Below are 15,736 nucleotides of genomic sequence, written 5' to 3' on the forward strand. Positions count from 1 at the left end.
TCCGATGGAAAGCCTCTTGTCGCTCTGGCCATTAGATGCGGTCGCCCCCGGCCATTGCAAGACCGTGTGAACCGAGTTTGGCATCCGGGCAGACAGGATGAGATGGAAATCGAAGAGGCGGACCCGCGGGGCCTGCAGCTCAGAGCAGGCAGAGCTCGGCCAGTTCGCGCCGCATGTCCTCGGGCATGGCCGCGTCCTCACGCGCCCCGCGCAGATCCTGGGGCGCTTCCTCGGGCTTGAGGTATCGCCATCCCTGGAACGGGCGCTTGGGCTGGAACTGGGTCAGGATCAGACGCGGTTCCAGCACCAGATCGCAGCGCTTGACGCCTGCCGCATCGGTGAAGGGACGAATGTCGAGGAGATGCTGACGCACCTGAATGCGGCCCTTGATCACCCAATAGAGGGAGCCGCCGTCGAGCAGCTCGTCACGGCGGGTCGGGATCATGCGGGTCGTGTGGATCTGTTCCGGTTCGCCGCCGACCATGCGCTGCTGCTCCAGCCGGAAATCGATCCAGGCTTGCAGGCTTTCCACGCTGTCCGCGCCGACGCAGAGTTTGACCAGGTTCAGGCTCATGCCCCTGAGGTAAGGCATGGAGCCCGCCGGTCAACCGCACCAGCCCACGAGACACCGGCTTATGCACAGGAGAGCGAACACGAGCGCGCGAGGCTTCTCAAGAAGCGTTCAGACGGCGAGACACATATTCCTGAAATGGAAAAGGGCGCTGCCCTGCCATGCGGCCGGACAACGCCCTTTCGAACACTCCGTCTTGACCCTGTTCTTCGGTGGGTGAACCACCGGATGCCTGGGCTGGCGGTTCGGGCCGCCCGGCGGGTCATGGGACCGGTTCAGAAGCGGCGTCTTCCCTTCGGAAGAGGCCTGTTCCTTAGCCTGCCACGGCCATCGCCTGCTGGGCACCTTCAACATCGTTGAAGAGAACAAGCAAGGCGAAAGCGCTTCCCAGGGCAACAACCGTCCAGACGGTTACGGCCCAGCAGGACTTCGGTGCATTTTCGTCCATGGAACCCCTTGATAACGGTCGAGGACACGACGCTTCGAGCGCTTTTGAATGTGTCCTCAATGGGGCAATGAATTAATGGATCCCTAACGTCTTCGCAAGTGCAAAAGTGAGGGTCCAGACCTGCACAATTCGCAGGTCAGCGCGTTCCTCGAGACAGAACAGACGCTTAGTCCTTAGTCGACACCAGTGGGTGTGCACAGGTAATTGTTACTACTGACAGGGGCTCCCTAACGCAAGCTCCTCGTTTAAAAAGACCAGACTTCGAAGATTCACGAAAGAGCTCCTCCCGCGGCAGGCCTTGCGGACCATCCGGGGAGCGGACAGACAGGACGGATTGCATGACATCGATGAGCCCGCTGGATTTCGCCGCAGCCGCCTGGTTCCTGGTGGCCTGGTTCGGCTTCAACTGGCTGATCGACACCAGCCCCTGGCGCCACCGCACCCTGTCCAAGGCAATGGAGCTCTACCGCCGCACCTGGTTCCACACAATGTCGGGTCGCAATGTCCGCATCATGGACACGGCCATCATCTCCGGCCTGCAGCAGGGCACGGCCTTCTTCGCCTCCTCGTCCCTGCTGGCGATCGGCGGCAGCTTCGCCCTCCTCGACAGCACGGAACAGATCCTTCAGGTGGCCGGCGACCTGTCGATCCCCGTCGAGCAGAGCCGCGCCCTGTGGGAGATCAAGGTGCTGGGGCTCATGCTCATCCTGGCCTACGGCTTCTTCAAGTTCGGCTGGGCCTACCGGCTCTTCAACTATTGCTCGATCATGATGGGGTCGATCCCGGAGGCCGAGAAGGCCCCGCGGGAGATGATCCTGAGCCTTGCCGACCGGGCCGCCGACATGAATATCCTGGCGGGTAAGCATTTCAACCGGGGTCAGCGGGCCCTGTTCTTCGCCATCGCCTTCCTCGGCTGGTTCGCCGGTCCGCTGGCCTTCCTCGGCACCACCTTGATGGTCGTGGCGGTACTGCTGCGCCGTCAGTTTGCCTCGCGCTCGCGCGATGCGGTGCTTTCCGGGCACCAGGTATTGCTGTCGCTGGAAACGAAGGATGGGGCAAACACCGACACCGGCTCGTCGAACCCCTTCACCTGATACTGGCCGAAGAGCCCGGCGCGGCAGCCCATCAGGTCGGCAATCGCATCCGACACCAGCACATCCGTGTCCAGATCCTTGGCAAGCTCCGCGATGCGGGCCGCCAGGTTCACGACCGGACCGATGACCGTGAAGTCGAGCCGGTGATCGCTGCCCACATTGCCGAAGAACACGTCGCCGGCGTGCAGGGCAATGCCGACGCGCATGTCGGGCGTCTCCATGCAGCAATTGCTGGTGTTGATGCCCTCTATGGCCTTCTTGGTCTGGCGGGCCGCCTTGAGCGCCCGCATGGCCGCTTCCCGCGGGTCGACATCGCCACCATAGGGGAAGATCGCCATCACCTCGTCGCCGATGAATTTCAGCACCTCACCGCCGTGTTCCTCCACCGCATTGGCCATGGCGCCGAAATAGCGGTTCAGGAAGGCGATCAGCTTGTCGGGCGGCAGGGTGTTGGACAGACGCGTGAAGCCGCGCAGATCGGCGAAGGACACGATGGCGGAGATCCACTCCCCCTCCCCGCGCTTCACCGTGCCATGCAGCACCCGGCTGCCGGCCCGCGGCCCCACATAGGTGTCGAGCAGCGTCTCTGCCGTGCGCCGCAGGGTGCTCATCTCGCAGACCACCGCCAGCGGCCGGATGATGGATTCGAACACCGCCAGATGAGTGTCGAAGAACCCGCCCGGCGCCTTGGTGGCATAGGTGACCGACTTGATGGTCCCGTCGGAGAAGTTCATGGGCATGGCGATGTAGTCGGTATAGCCCTCAGCCCTGAGGTCCGTGATGATCCCGTAAGGGTCGGACGTGTCGTCGGGACGGATGCGGCAGCGGACGCTGCGCTCCTCCTCATAGACGACCTTGAGCGGCGAGCGCAGGTAGCGGTCATCCAGCTCTTCCTCGGCCAGATAGCGGCGCAGCTCGTGGGTTCCGTCCGTGGTCCAGACAGCCCCTTCCGCGCGCACGCTGGGATGCAGCAGATTGATCGCGGTCGTCACCCGGTCCACCGGCACGCCGCCCTCACGCAGGCGCACCCCGAGCTCCGCAATCAGCTGGAGCGTATCCTGTTTGCCCAGCGCCTCCGCATAGAGCCACTGGACGATTTCAGCGGAAATGAGAGGCGCCTCAAGCACCATGGTCTCTGTCCCTTCTATCAACCCGGTCCCAATATTGGGTCTGGCGGCCCTTTTGCCAACAGGCTGCGGATCACGAGCTTGTGCCTGACGGTCCCTGGAAGCCCCCCGGAAGCCGCGCCTGCGCCCTTTCCTGCGCCCGGACCTGACCCGGGCTGCGGCCCCCTGCCAGATCTTGCCGCCTAGCCCTCAGGGCGCGGGAAACAGCGCGGAAGTCTTGCCCGTCAGCCCGTAGACGGCCAGGCCGATCCATTCCCGAAACGCCGTGTCGAACCGCAGTGCTCCCGACGAAACCCCTGAAAAGAAAGAGGAAGCGCCGCGACCGTCTGGCACACGGAAGTCCACCGGATAGGGCAGGATCGACGGGAAGCCCACCTGCCGGAACACCCCCACCGACCGTGGCATGTGATAGGCGGAGGTCACGAGGATCCAGGGTCCATCGCCCTTCGGCAAGGTCTCGATGAGCCGTTTGGTGAACACAGCGTTTTCAACCGTGTTGCGGGCCTTGTCTTCCAGCAGGATGCGCTCCGGCGCCAGACCGAAGTCTCCGAAGAGCTGCTGCGCGCCTTCCGCCTCGGTGAAGGAAGACCCGAAGAACACGCCCGCCCCGCCCGTGTGAATGACCGGAGCCTGCGGATAGCGGGCCGCAAGCGCGGGCACCACCGTCAGCCGTTCGGCTGCCTCGGTCAGCGCCACCGTCCCCCGGCCCTCGGAGGCGGTCACGTCGATCGATCCGCCAAGCACGATGATGCCAGCCACGCGCGCCGGAAGGTCGGGCACGGGAAAGCGCTGTTCCAGCGGCTGCATCAGCCAGTTGGCGGCCGGGCTCAGGCCGACCACCAGAAGACCGGCCACACCGCCCCCTGCCAGCAGCCGCGAAAGCCCTTGCCAGGGCGTGAAGGAGAGCAGCACCCCGACGAGGGCGAGCGCCGCAAGCAGATTGCTGGGCTTGAGGAAAAAGAAGCCGATTTTCGAGAGAAGATAGAACATTGCCCTTGCAGAACCCCTCCATGCCGGGTCAGACCGGTGCGCGCAGCTTGCCTGCCCGTCCCGCCGCAGCCCAAGGACCGTCCATGCTCGATCCCTTCTACCTGATTGTCGATCACCCGCGCTGGCTCGAGACGCTGGCCCCCGCCGGTCTGAAACTCGCCCAGCTGCGTGTCAAGAACATGGCGCCGGACGACCTGCGAACAACCCTTGCCGAGGGGCTGAGCGTGGCCGGCCGGCTCGGGATCACCCTCGTCATCAACGACCACTGGGAGCTGGCCCGGGATCTCGGCGCGCAATGGGTGCATCTGGGCCAAGAAGACCTGGCCGAGACCGACCTCCCGGCCCTGCGCCGCGCCGGGCTCAGGCTCGGCGTCTCGACCCATACGCCGGAAGAACTCGACCTCGCGCTTGCCGCCTCCCCCGACTATGTGGCCATCGGCCCGGTCTTCCCGGCACGGGGCAAGGTGGTGGACTATCCCCCGCTCGGCGAAGAGGGCATTCGCCTCTGGCGGGCCCGCGTGTCCTGTCCGCTGGTGGCCATCGGCGGCTTGCGTCTGGAGCAGGCGCCTGCCCTGCGCCGCGCCGGGGCCGACAGTCTCTGCGTCATCACCGATGTGCTCCAGAACCCGGACCCGCAGGCCCGCTGTGCGGCCTGGATCCGTGCCACGCGGCCAGATGGGTCAGACGGAGACGGGTAAGCCGTTCTGACCTTTCAGAGTTTCGGGCCGGAATGAGAAGATTGCACAAGACCGTGATGACCATCACAGGAACTGTCACCCATCTCGGCCACATTACCCCCACGCAGCAGGCCCGGTCGGCCTGCAATCCAAGTGGGGGAACTCTACCATGACGCTTTATCTCGAACTCGGCGGTCGCCAGACCCTGGAAAACGGCCTGGCGCGCCTGTGCAGCCGCCTGCGCCTGGATCCGGTGCTCGGGCCCCACGCCCGTGAGCTGGAAGGCCAAGGCCGGTCGGACCTGTGCGAGTTCCTCGCCTATCTGCTGGGCGGCGCACCGGTCTATGAAGGCACCAGCGTGCGGACCCTGCTTTCGCCCCTGTGCGATTGCGACGAGACCTTCGATCATCTGGTCGACCATCTGGTCACGGTGCTGATCGGCCGCACCGGCGATCCCCGCCACGAGGTGGAACTGCGCCTGCGCCTCGAATATGTGCGCCCCATGGTGCTGCCGGCCTTCTCCGGTCGCGACGGCGCCGATTTCGATCAGGACCTGTCCACCGGACACGACGGCGCGGCCCGTCGCCGCCGGCGTGGTGGCAGACGACATTGATGCGGACCCTGCCTCTCCCCTGCGATTGAAAGCAAAAAGGCCGGTGCATCCTGCACCGGCCTTTTTTCATGTCGGATGACGGAAAGCGGATGTCCTCAGGACAGCTCGCTCACATTGGTCACGACCTTGCCCACGAGACCGTATTCGATCCCTTCTTCCGGGCTCATCCAGTAGTCGCGATCCGTGTCCTTCTCGATTCGCTCGATCGGCTGACCGGTCGCATCGGCGAAGATCTGGTTCAGGCGATCGCGCATCTTGATGATCTCCTTGGCCTGGATCTCGATGTCGGTCGCCATGCCGCCGGCGCCACCGGACGGTTGATGCAGCAGGAAGCGGGTGTTCGGGGTGCAGTACCGCATTTCCTTCGGCACGGAGACATAGATCAGCGCGCCGGCGGAGGCGACCCAGCCCATGCCGAGAATGCGCACCTCCGGGGCGATGAACTTGATCGTGTCGTGGATCATGTCGCCGGATTCCACGTGGCCGCCGGGCGAGGACACGATGACCGTGATGGGGTCGTTGGAAACTTGGGACAGAGCCAGCAGGCGCGAGCAGACATCCTTGGCCATTTCCTGGGTCACCGGGCCGGTGATCAGGACCGTGCGGGCATCGAACAGATGCTTGTCCACCTGGATCGACGGCTGGGTCTTCGTCTTCTCGTCCTCATCGTCCTCAAGTCGGGCCGGAACGGTCGTCGAATAGTTTTTCATGCGCAGGATAGGCTCCATTGAACATTGACCGACGCGGATCGTCGGAGGGTCTGTTCCCATGTTTAGGATATCGGGAAGCTTGTCGCAAATTCCAAGCGCCTTGATAGCCGGAAAACAGTTATCACTTCGGCAACGATGCGCCAGCCCCCCGGCCCACAAGACAGGTCATGGAACGAGCGAGATGCTCGCGCCCTGGCGAAGCGGCTCGCCGGCTTCCGCCGACGCGGAAGTTTCCCGGCCCACGCTCGCCCTCACCTGCCCGCCGCTGTCATGATCCAGCCCGCAAAGCCTGTTCCGGCCCCCGTCCTTCGCCTGATAGAGCGCCATGTCCGCCGTCTTCATCAGCGCATGCAGCCGGGTCTCGATCCGCCGGGTGCTCGCAAGACCGCAGCTCACGGTCAGGGACAGGCTTGTCCCTTCGTGCCGCAAGGGGTGATCGGCCAACCGTTCCACCAGCCGCCTGCCGATCAGCTCGCCGGTCGAGGCCGACACCACAGGCAGGAAGACGGCAAACTCTTCTCCGCCGATCCGGGCAACCACGGCCGTCTCCGGCAGGTTCTTCTGCAGGAATGCCGCGAAATGACAGATCGCCGCATCGCCGGTCGGATGACCGTAGCGATCGTTGATCCGCTTGAAGTGGTCGAGGTCGAGCAGCAGGAGCACGGTCGGATCGCCGTCACGGCGGGATACGGCGGCCGTGCGCTCCAGGAAGCCGCGCCGGTTGAGAAGTCCGGTCAGCGGATCGCGGATCGCCTCGTGCTTGATGTCCTGGAGATGGGATTCCCAGTAGAGCGCGGTCACGACCGTTGCCGAGGCAAAGCAGAAGAGGATCATGCCGACAAGCGTGATCGGCAGCGAGGGATCGCCTGCGATCAGGTTGCCCTCCCAGGTCACGCCGAAACTCGTGAGGCCGCGCACCAGATTTTGTGCAGCACAAAGGCTAAGGCACAGCGCCAGGACCGCGCGCAAGGTGCGTGACGAACCGCGCACCTGCAGCACTTCCCCGGCAGTTGCCAGCATGAAGAGACCGGTGATCATGCTGTAGACGAGAACCCGGTTCGGACCGTGGGCGTAAAGCGTCTCGAAGAGGGAAAAGAGCACCCACAGGCACACAGGCATCAGCACGACGATCCCGTCGATCCGCTTCTCGGCCCAGCTGCGCGCCCCCGCCCAGCTGAGGCCCAGCGCCAGCATGAAGAGCATGTTGGACAGCGTGATCGAGTAGACCGGCTCCAGGGTGCCACGTCCCAGCATCAGGGCCAGGGCAGGCACCCGCAAGGCCATGCCACCGCCCCAGAGCAGCAGCGCGGTCTTTTCCCGGTCCTGCAGCCAGATGACGAAAAGCCCGGCCGCAATCAGGCTGATCATGCTGCCCATAACGACGATCAGGGTGTAATTGTCGAGACCCATGAATTTCCGATCCTGTTCACGGCCCCGCTCGCGCCGGGCGTTTGATCGGAGAGATAGCCAAGAGATTTTGATGTGCCGATAATCGGCTCCCTCGGGTTTGAGACAAGACGGTGGGTCGAAATTAACCGCGCCCTTACCCTGTCCGCGACAGCCTCTGCAGAAGTGACAGGGCCTCGTCAGCGCGATCTGCGGGAACAAAGACGTGATCATGATGAAATCCCGCCAGCATGTTCGCCGCAATTCCCTGATCCGCAAGAACTTTTGCGACCGTCGCGGTCAATCCGACTGCTTCGAGGGACGAATGCACCTCCAGACAGATCCGCCGCATGGTCAGACCCGCGTCTGGCCCCTCCAGCCCCCCATCCGGCGATGTAAGGGGTAATACGAGGGTCATGCCTTCCGCCTCGCGCAGGGTGGCAAAGGCCCGCTCCAGATCGCGGCTCGTGACCCTGTCCGGCGCCCGGCAGACGAACTCGTAAGTGAGCGGATCAAGCCGGGGCGACAGGCCCGAAAGCAGCGCCGCAAGATCGGTCAGTCCGGACATGAGACGCTCCTCGCGCGGTCAGTTGGAGGGAGTGGGAAGGCGAAGATCCTCCGGCGTGAGCCCGGCAGCAAGAACATTCAGATCCGCATCCCCAAGGATCCCGCGCACCGCGCCGCGCGACTGATAGGACCAGATCCGCCAGTCCCGCACATAAGACGGGCTGCGCCACAGGGACCGCGCCCACAGGGGCCGGTTGAGCCCCGCCCCGCGCAGGACGCTGCGGTAGACCTCCTCCGATGCCCGAAGGATGACCTGACCGCCAGTCCCCTGCTCCACCGTCTGCACGAACGCAGTGATGGTCCGCCGGAAGTCAGCCGGGTCTTGCGCCGGGCAGTCAGGCGTTGCGCCACCGTCGAGCTCCAGAACCGGGGCCAGCATGTCCTGGCCCGCAGGCAGCCGCGAAAGGAAGAAGCCCGCCTGGTCTGCACCCGGGACACAGGGAGACAGCACATGTGCGCCCCCCACCGGCAACCCTGCGTGACTGGCCGCCTCCCAGTTGGCGGCAAAGGCGGGGTCGGCGCGATCGTCCCCCTGACTGACCCTGAGATAGACGAAACTCACGTCATCCCTGGCCAGCATCGAAAAATCGATCGCACCATTGGCTTCGGACAGATGCAGGCCACGATGGGGATAAGTGCCGCGATCCGGCTCCCAGGTCATGAAGAACACGACGGCTCCGCAAAAGACCAGCGTCAGCGCGACGATCCCGTAGAACAACGCCTTGAAGAGCTTTTGAAAGAACGTCCGAAAGAGACCCATCGACGGCTCCCGTCACCGGGATCCCCTTGACCATGCACGGCCCCTAACTCACCCGTCCGGGTCACAAATGGCAAGAGGCACAAATGGCAAGAGGCGCGGATCGCAAATCCGCGCCTCTTCTTGACCACAGTTCCCGTCAGCGCTGACGGACGTCAGGCCGTCATCTCACCGTCTCAGGCGACGGAGAGCGCCACGTCGATGTTGTTGCGGGTGGCGTTGGAATAGGGGCAGACCTCATGTGCCTTGGCGACGATAGCCTCGGCTTCCGCCTTGTCCATGCCCGGCACGGTGACCTGCAGCGACACGGTCAGGCCGAAGCCGCCTTCCTCGCGCGGGCCGATCCCCACTTCGGAGGTGACAGACGTGTCCGCCGGAAGCTGCTTCTTCTCCTGCGCGGCGGCGAATTTCAGCGCGCCAATGAAGCAGGCGGCATAGCCGGCGGCGAACAGCTGCTCCGGATTGTTGCCCGCGCCACCGGCCCCGCCCAGCTCCTTGGGTGTGGACAGAGAGACGCGGAAGCTTCCGTCCAGTGTCTCGGCCACACCATCGCGACCGCCGGTTGCCTTTGCCTTGGTGGTGTAGAGAACATTCACGGCCATGAGGAAATCTCCTTGGTTTTCCAACCCGGTAACAGCCCGGGCGCATTTCGAAATCGCAACGCATCATTTAAATCGCATGCGATTTATTCGCTAGCGATACTTGTCTCCGCGTCCCTTGTCAATCTCTTGCGAAGGCGAACGCCTCGGGGTAAACGGAACCCATGACCGAGAAGGAACAGATGTCGCTGCTGGATGTGATGGGCGTGGCCGCAGGCGCGACCTCCTCGCAGTCTCGTAAATCGACCGGAGCCGCAAAGGTTGCCGACGACGCACCACGGGATCAGGCCCACGCCCCAGATCAGGCCCCGGAGGCAGAGGCTGCGACCGTGGCCGCGGCTCCTGCGCGCAAGAAGACGCCCGCCCCCCGCAAGACAGCCGGGCCCCGCGATGAAACGCATGGCGCCGACATGACTGCCGCTGAGCCGGAACTCCAGGACGCGGCCCCGTCAGACCTGGCCTGCGCGCCCGCGTCCGGCGTGTCGCGCAGCGTGGCGCTCGATCAGTTCCTGTGCTTCTCGCTCTATTCGGCCAACCACGCCATGACGCGGGTTTACCGGCCCCTGCTGCAAAGCCTCGGCCTGACCTATCCGCAATATCTGGCGATGGTCGTGCTGTGGGAGAAGAACGATCAGCTCGTCGGCGACATCGGCGCCCGGCTGCATCTGGAATCCAACACCATGACGCCCCTGCTGAAGCGCCTGGAAAGCCTCGGGCTGGTCAGCCGCGAGCGCAGCCAGAAGGACGAGCGTCAGGTCCGGGTGAAGCTGACCCGCAAGGGCCACGCCCTGAAGCAGAAGACGAATGACTTCGCCAGCTGCATTCTGGCCGCCAGCGGCATCTCGGTCGATGCCCTCATCGACCTTCAGCAGCGTATCAGCGAATTGCGGGACAATCTTCTGGAAAGCCAGTCGCCGGATCGCGGCTGAGACCGGCGGAGCGGCGAAAAGCGCCCGGCGCTGCCGTCAGAACGGCAGGCCGAACCAGATCGCGGCGATCCCCAGGAAGGCGAAGAAGCCGACCACATCCGTTACCGTGGTGACAAAGACGCTCGACGCAATGGCCGGATCGACCTTCAGCCGGTCGAGCGCCACCGGGATGAGAAGCCCGGAAAGCCCGGCAAACAGCATGTTGATGACGATGGCGCCGGATATCACGACGCCCAGGCCAATGTTCTGGAACCAGACCCAGGCCGTGACGCCGATCAGAACCGCCAGTGCCATTCCGTTCAGGAACCCGACCATCACCTCCCTGCGCAGGACGCGCAGCAGGTTGCGCGTGCCCAGCTCCTGGGTCGCGATACCGCGCACGGCGACCGTCATGGTCTGCGTGCCCGCATTGCCGCCCATGGAGGCGACGATGGGCATGAGAACCGCGAGGGCCACCATCGCCTCGATGGTCTGATCGAAGAGACCGATCACCGCCGAGGCCAGCACGGCCGTTCCAAGATTGACCACCAGCCAGGTCAGGCGGGACTTCGCGGTCGTCAGCACGCTGTCGGAGATTTCTTCATCCCCCACCCCGGCCAGGGCGCGCATGTCCTCTTCGGCCTCTTCCTGGATCACGTCGACGATGTCATCGACGGTCAGGATCCCGACAAGCCGGTCGGTCTCGTCCACAACAGCGGAAGAAACCAGGTTGTAGCGTTCGAAGCGACGGGCGACCTCTTCCTGATCCTCGGTCGCGAGCACCGCATGGCGGGTCTCGTCCATGATCGAGGACACCTTCTGGTCCCGGCGGGTGCGCAGGATCTTGTCCAGCGCCACCGCGCCCAGAAGCTTGAAGGACGGATCGACCACATAGATTTCATAGAAACTGTCGGGCAGGTCATGCGCCTCGCGCATGTAGTCGATGGTCTGCCCCACGGTCCAGAACTGCGCCACGGCGATGAATTCGCCCTGCATGCGGCGGCCGGCGCTGTCTTCCGGATAATCGAGGGCGCGCTGAAGTTGCGCTCGGTCGGCGTAGGGCAGCACGCCCAGGATCTCAGCCTGATCCTCGGCGTCCATGTCCTCGAGAATGTAGACCGCGTCATCGGAATCAAGTTCGCCCAGCGCCGAGGCGATCTCCTCGTTGGGCAGCGCTTCCAGCAGCTTGACGCGGACAGCCTCGTCCGTTTCGGTCAGGGCGGTATAGTCGAACTCATCGCCGAGCAGGCGCACGAAGGACGCGCGATCCTCTTCGCCCAGGGCCTCGATCAGGTCCCCGGTGTCGGCTTCATGCAGGTCGGCGGCGAGATGGAGCAGACGGTCCGCGTCAGCACCTTCGATCGCCTCCTCGACGGCGGCAATGAAGTCCCGGTTCAGGCGGCCTTCATCGTCCCGGACCTCCAGCAGCGGAGCTTCGGCCTCGACGTCTTGGATCGGATCAAGATGTGCCATTCAGCCCCTTGCCTTCATTCCCGGAACTCTTCATGCGACTCACCCTTCGTCGCATTGACGGGACGAGGAGTAAACGGCCCCGGGGAGATTTGCCAAGATCGGCCCGGTCGCGTCCACAAGGTTCCTACCACGAACAGATTAAACCCTCGCAAAGCCCGCCCGCCAGCAGCGCGGCAGAAAATTCCGGAGAAGTTTCCGGAAGCTTCTTCCCCTTGCCCTGCCGCCTATCTGGAGGGCTCGCAGCTCTTGTTCCGAGCGGCCTCGCGCAGATCCTTCAGATAGGCCTTCGCCCGCCTCGGCAGCAGCCGCTCATCTTCCCCGAGACACCGCACGCGCACGCCTCCGACCCGCGGCCCGCCCCCTGCCCCATCCGGGTGCAACAGGGGCACGGGCTCTGCCCGCCCCACGCCACGGCCACCGCCCGCGCGCTCGCAAATCCCGCCCGCCCGAAGCACCTTGCGTTCCAGGGTGCGCAACTGCTGGCAGGTCAGGGAGGGAAACCGCTCCGGAGACAGGCGCATGGCCAGCGACAGGGCAACCGGATCGGCCCGCGCCGTGCCCGCGCTCGCGACCATCACCCCGGCGCAGGCTGCGATCGCGATCACCCCAAGACGCAGGCCCTTCGACCTCGCCGGCCTCCCTGTGGACAGCCGGAGCGCCATAGGCGTCATGGCCACAACCGCATCAGCATGTCGCTCAGGCTTCGCAACCTCGATCATGTGCATTTTCACGATCCATAAACGCTGATTCGACTTGCCGCCTCGTGATTAACACCAAGTGAGGCACCCTCACCCTATGAGTGTGACCTTGGGTCAGGATTGTGGACGAAATCGGGACGGTAATGAAACAGGCGGGCGGAAAATCCGGCGAGCACCTTGAAACCTTGCTTCACACCAGTGCGGCCAGCACGGGCATGAACATCGATTTCGACACGGTGCTGGAAGTCGCGCGCAACCATTTCGACATGGACGTCTGCTTCATCTCCCGCTTCGACGGCGAGAACCGGACCTTCACTCACGTGAACTCGCGCAGCGCCATTGCCCCGCGCTCCGGTGCCTCCGCTCCCCTCTCCGGCTCCTATTGCGAGAAGATGACGCGCGGCGAGATCGAGAACATCGTCACCGACACGCTCAATCATCCGGTGACCGCGCGCATGGCCGTCACGTCGGCCATGAACATCAGGGCCTATGCAGGGGTCCCCATCATTCTGCCAGATGGTGAGCTTTACGGCTCCTTCTGCTCGTTCAGCCACACGGCCCGCCCGTCGCTGGGCACCTCCGACCTGCGCATGATGCTGCTGCTGGCGGGGCTGATCTCGACCGCGGTTGCGGTCGACCGGGAGAAGCAGAAGGCCTCGACCCAGCGGGCGGCCGAAATCCGTGCCATCCGCCGGGATCGGGATTTTTCGATTGCCCTGCAGCCGGTGGTCGACCTGAAGTCCCGCAAGATGATCGGCATGGAGGCGCTGGCGCGTTTCACCCGCGAGCCCTATCGCTCGCCCGATCTCTGGTTTGCCCAGGCGGCGGAAAGCGGACAGGACATCCCCCTCGAGCTGGAATGCCTGGCAGCCGCACTTGATCTGATCCCCGCACTGCCCGAGCCCTTGCTTCTCTCCATCAACCTGTCGCCGGCAGCCGTTCTCGACGCCCAGACCCGGACCATCCTGCAACGCGCCCCGATCCACCGGGTGACGCTGGAGCTCACCGAGCATTCCCCGGTCGACGACTATGCGGAGCTGTCCGGCCATCTGGCGGATCTGCGCCGGCAGGGCCTGCGGCTGGCCATCGACGACACCGGCTCGGGCTACGCCAGCTTCCGCCACGTGCTGAAGCTGAAGCCAGATGTGATCAAGCTGGACCGGGAGCTCGTCTTCGACATCGAGAAGGATCCGGCGCGCCAGGCACTCGCCGCGTCAATCATCGCCTTCGGCCGGTCCGTGGGCAGCATGATACTCGCGGAAGGAATCGAGACCGAGGGCCAGTTCGACCTGCTGCGCGACATGGGTGTCGACCGCGGCCAGGGATACTTCATCTCCCGTCCGCTTCCACTCGACATCCTAAAGGCCATGAATTTCAACGTCCTGGCAGAGACACCCGCCCTCTCGGCCACGGGAACATAAGGGCTGGCCCGCCGCCAGCCCCCCTGACGCTTCCCGGAATCCGGACACAAAAAAACCGGCCACGAGGACCGGTTCTTTTGTGCGTCATCCGGGTTGGACCGGATGCACTCTTCACTGATTGGTGCGGTCGAGAAGACTCGAACTTCCACGGGTTTTACCCCACAGCGACCTCAACGCTGCGCGTCTACCAATTCCGCCACGACCGCTTGGATCAGTGAAGAAGCGCCGCTCGCTGGCGGCGTGGAGGTCATGTACCAAAGCCCCCCGGGCAGTGCAAGAGCGCATTTCGCAATAATTCACAGGCCCCAAAAAAATGCGCCGCAACAACGAAAAAAGCGCCGGATTTCCGGCGCTTCGCAGTGGTGGAAAACTTCATCCACAGCCCCCTCTCCCGCCCGGTTCGATGTGCGGCACAGGGCGGGGCTCGTCTCACCCGCAAAGCCGGGCGACTTGTTCGCGCCCTGACCTCAGAGCGGCCCGTCGGTGCGCATCGGACGCACTTCCGGACGACGCAGCATGACTTCGGTGATCGAGATGCCGATACGCTCGCCCAGCAGCACGACCTGCCCCTTGGCCACCAGCGTTTTGTTGGCATAGACCATGACGTCATCGTCCTCCGACACGTCCAGATCGATTACCGCACCGCGTCCCATGCGCAGAAGCTGGTGCACCGGCATTTCGGACGCGCCCAGAACCACGGAAATGTCGACGCTGATCTCATCAAAGGTGGCCATATCATTCTCTCGCTAGTATGACTGCCGCTAGTATGACTGCCGCCTGGCCCGGAGGCTCTGCGTCTTGCGCGCAGGAATCGCTCGGCGGGCCCGAACCTGAGCTTAAGTCCTAACACGGCCGACCGGCCAGAGAAATCGCCAGCGACACCTTGCCATGAGCGCTCCACAAAGAGACGACCTGACCCCTGACTTTCTGCCGCGGGTCCCGACCCCGCCCGTCGACTGGATCATTTCCGACACGCTCGTTCCCTATCAGGACGCGGTCGCAGAGATGGACCGCTGCGTCGCGGCCATCGCGGCGGGCGAGATGAGGGAGCGGGTCTGGCTGCTCGAACACCCCCCCCTCTACACCGCCGGCACCAGCGCCCGCGACGAGGATCTGGTTGACCCGGACCGCTTCCCGGTCTTTGCCACCGGGCGCGGCGGACAGCACACCTATCATGGCCCCGGTCAGCGGGTCGCCTATGTCATGCTCGACCTGAAGCGGCGCGAGCAGGATGTGCGCGCCTTCGTGGCCGCCCTCGAGGCCTGGGTGATCAACACGCTCTGGTCCTATCACGTGCGTGGCGAACGCCGGGAGGACCGGGTCGGCGTCTGGGTGCGCCGTCCGGAGCGCGGCGCGACCGTGGAAGACAAGATCGCCGCCATCGGCATCCGCCTGCGCAAGTGGGTCACCTTCCACGGCATCAGCTTCAACGTCGATCCGGATCTCGACCATTTCTCCGGCATCGTGCCCTGCGGCATCTCCGAACATGGCGTGACCAGTCTGGTGGATCTGGGGCTTCCGGTCAGCATGGCGGAAAACGACATGGTGCTGCGGACCGAGTTCGAACGCATCTTCGGCCCCACAAATACCTTGTAAAAACTGACAGTATTCGTGATTTTTCCCGTCAGTTGCCGCAGTTTTTCTTGAGTGACCCCTCGTCAGTTCAGGTTTCCTTGAGGGTTTGAAGACAGAACCGG

The 15,736-nt window shown here is 64.2% G+C and carries 17 protein-coding genes and 1 tRNA gene; 6 read left to right on the forward strand and 12 right to left on the reverse strand.

The window, feature by feature from the left end; all coding sequences use genetic code 11:
* Positions 1–139 precede the first annotated feature (139 nt).
* Positions 140–574 (reverse strand): DUF1489 family protein, encoded by a 435-nt coding sequence (locus FR728_RS08700; RefSeq protein ID WP_149893055.1) that lies wholly within the window; start codon positions 572–574, stop codon positions 140–142.
* A 783-nt stretch (positions 575–1,357) separates the two neighbouring features.
* Between FR728_RS08700 and FR728_RS08705 the strand changes: the two genes are divergently transcribed.
* Positions 1,358–2,113 carry a DUF599 domain-containing protein gene (locus tag FR728_RS08705; protein WP_149892318.1) on the forward strand — a complete coding sequence of 252 codons (756 nt, stop codon included), beginning with the start codon at positions 1,358–1,360 and terminating at the stop codon, positions 2,111–2,113.
* Here FR728_RS08705 and FR728_RS08710 read toward each other — a convergent pair.
* Entirely contained in the window at positions 1,999–3,243 is a 1,245-nt protein-coding gene (locus FR728_RS08710) for an adenylate/guanylate cyclase domain-containing protein (protein ID WP_149892319.1), read from the reverse strand. The two genes, FR728_RS08705 and FR728_RS08710, sit on opposite strands and share 115 nt — an antisense overlap.
* Positions 3,244–3,429: 186 nt before the next feature.
* Positions 3,430–4,230, reverse strand: coding sequence for a YdcF family protein (locus FR728_RS08715; RefSeq protein WP_149892320.1), 801 nt, complete (start codon positions 4,228–4,230; stop codon positions 3,430–3,432).
* Between the two features lie 83 nt (positions 4,231–4,313).
* Between FR728_RS08715 and FR728_RS08720 the strand changes: the two genes are divergently transcribed.
* Complete coding sequence (locus FR728_RS08720) at positions 4,314–4,928, forward strand: thiamine phosphate synthase (RefSeq protein ID WP_149892321.1); 615 nt, start codon at positions 4,314–4,316, stop codon at positions 4,926–4,928.
* Positions 4,929–5,076: 148 nt separating this feature from the next.
* A complete protein-coding gene (locus FR728_RS08725; protein WP_149892322.1) occupies positions 5,077–5,520 on the forward strand; it encodes a globin family protein in 444 nt (147 codons plus the stop codon).
* A 95-nt stretch (positions 5,521–5,615) separates the two neighbouring features.
* On the opposite strand, the gene FR728_RS08730 is transcribed toward FR728_RS08725, so the two are convergent.
* From FR728_RS08730 to FR728_RS08750, 5 genes are all read right to left on the reverse strand, one after another.
* Entirely contained in the window at positions 5,616–6,230 is a 615-nt protein-coding gene (locus FR728_RS08730; RefSeq protein WP_149892323.1) for an ATP-dependent Clp protease proteolytic subunit, read from the reverse strand.
* A 165-nt stretch (positions 6,231–6,395) separates the two neighbouring features.
* Positions 6,396–7,640, reverse strand: coding sequence for a GGDEF domain-containing protein (locus FR728_RS08735; RefSeq protein WP_188318844.1), 1,245 nt, complete (start codon positions 7,638–7,640; stop codon positions 6,396–6,398).
* A 133-nt stretch (positions 7,641–7,773) separates the two neighbouring features.
* Positions 7,774–8,184 carry an ACT domain-containing protein gene (locus tag FR728_RS08740; protein ID WP_149892325.1) on the reverse strand — a complete coding sequence of 137 codons (411 nt, stop codon included), beginning with the start codon at positions 8,182–8,184 and terminating at the stop codon, positions 7,774–7,776.
* An 18-nt stretch (positions 8,185–8,202) separates the two neighbouring features.
* Positions 8,203–8,943, reverse strand: a complete 741-nt coding sequence (locus tag FR728_RS08745; RefSeq protein ID WP_149892326.1) for a GH25 family lysozyme — start codon at positions 8,941–8,943, stop codon at positions 8,203–8,205.
* Between the two features lie 173 nt (positions 8,944–9,116).
* Positions 9,117–9,542, reverse strand: coding sequence for an organic hydroperoxide resistance protein (locus tag FR728_RS08750; RefSeq protein ID WP_149892327.1), 426 nt, complete (start codon positions 9,540–9,542; stop codon positions 9,117–9,119).
* A gap of 407 nt (positions 9,543–9,949) precedes the next feature.
* Here FR728_RS08750 and FR728_RS08755 point away from each other — a divergent pair, with 407 nt between their 5' ends.
* The gene (locus FR728_RS08755) at positions 9,950–10,468 is read left to right on the forward strand and encodes a MarR family winged helix-turn-helix transcriptional regulator (protein WP_149892328.1); all 519 of its coding nucleotides are present in this window, start codon (positions 9,950–9,952) and stop codon (positions 10,466–10,468) included.
* 36 nt (positions 10,469–10,504) lie between these two features.
* Here the strand turns inward: FR728_RS08755 and mgtE are convergent, their stop codons facing one another.
* Both mgtE and FR728_RS08765 read right to left on the reverse strand, forming a co-directional pair.
* Complete coding sequence (mgtE, locus tag FR728_RS08760; RefSeq protein ID WP_149892329.1) at positions 10,505–11,920, reverse strand: magnesium transporter; 1,416 nt, start codon at positions 11,918–11,920, stop codon at positions 10,505–10,507.
* A 224-nt stretch (positions 11,921–12,144) separates the two neighbouring features.
* Positions 12,145–12,525 (reverse strand): hypothetical protein, encoded by a 381-nt coding sequence (locus tag FR728_RS08765; RefSeq protein WP_149892330.1) that lies wholly within the window; start codon positions 12,523–12,525, stop codon positions 12,145–12,147.
* Positions 12,526–12,803: 278 nt separating this feature from the next.
* Between FR728_RS08765 and FR728_RS08770 the strand changes: the two genes are divergently transcribed.
* Positions 12,804–14,039: a sensor domain-containing phosphodiesterase gene (locus FR728_RS08770; protein WP_188318845.1), complete on the forward strand. Its 1,236-nt coding sequence runs from the start codon at positions 12,804–12,806 to the stop codon at positions 14,037–14,039.
* Positions 14,040–14,158: 119 nt separating this feature from the next.
* Here FR728_RS08770 and FR728_RS08775 read toward each other — a convergent pair.
* Positions 14,159–14,245, reverse strand: a tRNA-Leu gene (locus FR728_RS08775).
* A 261-nt stretch (positions 14,246–14,506) separates the two neighbouring features.
* On the reverse strand, positions 14,507–14,773 hold the full coding sequence (locus tag FR728_RS08780) for a FliM/FliN family flagellar motor switch protein (RefSeq protein WP_149892332.1): 267 nt from the start codon (positions 14,771–14,773) through the stop codon (positions 14,507–14,509).
* Between the two features lie 154 nt (positions 14,774–14,927).
* Here FR728_RS08780 and lipB point away from each other — a divergent pair, with 154 nt between their 5' ends.
* Positions 14,928–15,635 carry a lipoyl(octanoyl) transferase LipB gene (gene lipB, locus FR728_RS08785; protein WP_149892333.1) on the forward strand — a complete coding sequence of 236 codons (708 nt, stop codon included), beginning with the start codon at positions 14,928–14,930 and terminating at the stop codon, positions 15,633–15,635.
* Positions 15,636–15,736: the final 101 nt, after the last annotated feature.

It is taken from the genome of Roseibium aestuarii (assembly GCF_008477545.1).
Classification (GTDB): domain Bacteria; phylum Pseudomonadota; class Alphaproteobacteria; order Rhizobiales; family Stappiaceae; genus Roseibium; species Roseibium aestuarii.

Bases quoted from the DNA above. Each gene is read 5' to 3' on its own strand.
- FR728_RS08700 (WP_149893055.1), bottom strand. From the start codon at position 574: ATGAGCCTGAACCTGGTCAAACTCTGCGTCGGCGCGGACAGCGTGGAA.
- FR728_RS08705 (WP_149892318.1), top strand. From the start codon at position 1,358: ATGACATCGATGAGCCCGCTGGATTTCGCCGCAGCCGCCTGGTTCCTG.
- FR728_RS08710 (WP_149892319.1), bottom strand. From the start codon at position 3,243: ATGGTGCTTGAGGCGCCTCTCATTTCCGCTGAAATCGTCCAGTGGCTC.
- FR728_RS08715 (WP_149892320.1), bottom strand. From the start codon at position 4,230: ATGTTCTATCTTCTCTCGAAAATCGGCTTCTTTTTCCTCAAGCCCAGC.
- FR728_RS08720 (WP_149892321.1), top strand. From the start codon at position 4,314: ATGCTCGATCCCTTCTACCTGATTGTCGATCACCCGCGCTGGCTCGAG.
- FR728_RS08725 (WP_149892322.1), top strand. From the start codon at position 5,077: ATGACGCTTTATCTCGAACTCGGCGGTCGCCAGACCCTGGAAAACGGC.
- FR728_RS08730 (WP_149892323.1), bottom strand. From the start codon at position 6,230: ATGAAAAACTATTCGACGACCGTTCCGGCCCGACTTGAGGACGATGAG.
- FR728_RS08735 (WP_188318844.1), bottom strand. From the start codon at position 7,640: ATGGGTCTCGACAATTACACCCTGATCGTCGTTATGGGCAGCATGATC.
- FR728_RS08740 (WP_149892325.1), bottom strand. From the start codon at position 8,184: ATGTCCGGACTGACCGATCTTGCGGCGCTGCTTTCGGGCCTGTCGCCC.
- FR728_RS08745 (WP_149892326.1), bottom strand. From the start codon at position 8,943: ATGGGTCTCTTTCGGACGTTCTTTCAAAAGCTCTTCAAGGCGTTGTTC.
- FR728_RS08750 (WP_149892327.1), bottom strand. From the start codon at position 9,542: ATGGCCGTGAATGTTCTCTACACCACCAAGGCAAAGGCAACCGGCGGT.
- FR728_RS08755 (WP_149892328.1), top strand. From the start codon at position 9,950: ATGACTGCCGCTGAGCCGGAACTCCAGGACGCGGCCCCGTCAGACCTG.
- mgtE (WP_149892329.1), bottom strand. From the start codon at position 11,920: ATGGCACATCTTGATCCGATCCAAGACGTCGAGGCCGAAGCTCCGCTG.
- FR728_RS08780 (WP_149892332.1), bottom strand. From the start codon at position 14,773: ATGGCCACCTTTGATGAGATCAGCGTCGACATTTCCGTGGTTCTGGGC.
- lipB (WP_149892333.1), top strand. From the start codon at position 14,928: ATGAGCGCTCCACAAAGAGACGACCTGACCCCTGACTTTCTGCCGCGG.